The sequence below is a fragment of the Dactylosporangium sp. NPDC005572 genome, from assembly GCF_040605515.1.
Taxonomy (GTDB): Bacteria; Actinomycetota; Actinomycetes; order Mycobacteriales; family Micromonosporaceae; genus Dactylosporangium.
In genome coordinates this window covers 1-1,159 of record NZ_JBEXCY010000480.1, presented here as the reverse complement: position 1 = coordinate 1,159, position 1,159 = coordinate 1, and the positions used below count along the sequence as shown (strand labels likewise).

Sequence of the window (1,159 nt, the reverse complement as noted above, 5' to 3'; positions counted from 1 at the left end):
TCCGTGTAGGCATCCTCGGGCGCGCCCAACCGGTCCAGATACACGACGCGCGCCGGCTTCTCGTCGAGCGTGTAGATGTCCCCGCCCGCACTGCGCGTCACGATCATGGGCTCGCCGACCCTCCGCCAGCCGTGCCCGACAGCCTCTCCGAACGGCCCGTCCGACTGGATCGCGGCACCAACCACACCGCCGGTGAGCACTTCCGTCCCGAACAGCTCGTACGTGCCGCCGAACGCGGCGTCCGGGCTGGATGCACCCCCCACGTACGGCATGCTCGCACCCACCACGCAATAGGCCCCAGCGAGGATTCTCTCGTGGTTCAAGACCTGACCATCGGCAAGTAGCACCAAAACATGGTGTCCACGCTCGACCAGTTGCGTCGCGCCGGTCGCCGCAGCAGCGCCCGCCTCCTGCAGTCCTGCGGCTGCGTCCCGCCCGACACCGGTCGCAGCCGACAGGCCCGTCCCGCCGAGCGCGGTGACGACCACCCCGTCCCACCGCGGACCGCTTGAATCAATGGCCACTGTCGACGAACACCCGATCAAGGGAACGCCCGGAGCAACCGCGGCAATGCCGGCCAATACCGCCGCAGGATCAGGCGTGTTGGCGCAAAAGACAATCAGTAGACGCAGATCCTCGCCGGTGATCGCCTCGAGTGCTGCCAGGCGTCCTGCGTCATAGCCAGCGGCGCCCTCTCGGGCGCCCGCACTGCCGACCGATAGCCACCGCGCCGCCGGCGGTGCGACGCCGCTGCGACCACCTTCATTCAGGCCCAAGCCCAGACGAAAGTCCATCCCATTCTCCCCACCATAACAAGATTAGCGTATCATACTAGACATATTGTATAATTCGGTCCAAAGATTGGAATTCACGCAGCCGAGACTGGAAGTCCTAGACGAACACGTCGGACGACTGGCGAATCTGGTTGCCGCCGCCATGCGGCGCGGACCGCTGAGGCGCTGCCTTCAGCGCGCGTAGCGCTGCGATCGGCAGATCGGTCGACGCACCGTTCGAGATCATCTCAGCGACCACTTCGCGTCCACCCGTGCGTCCCAACAGCGGTCCTTCTGGTGCCAGGACTCGCGCCAGGCGCCGACCCGCGCTTATCTGCAGGCGGCCGACCAGGCCATCCGCGACCAGGTGGACGGCGCCGTCGCCG

General features: G+C 66.7%; 2 protein-coding genes. Both read right to left on the bottom strand.

Annotation, left to right across the window (positions count from 1 at the left end):
* On the bottom strand, positions 1 to 794 hold a 794-nt coding region (locus tag ABZS66_RS61800), incomplete at its 3' end, for an FIST N-terminal domain-containing protein (RefSeq protein ID WP_354774317.1).
* 97 nt (positions 795 to 891) lie between these two features.
* Positions 892 to 1,159: hypothetical protein (locus ABZS66_RS61795; protein WP_354774315.1), on the bottom strand; the 268-nt coding region annotated here is incomplete at its 5' end.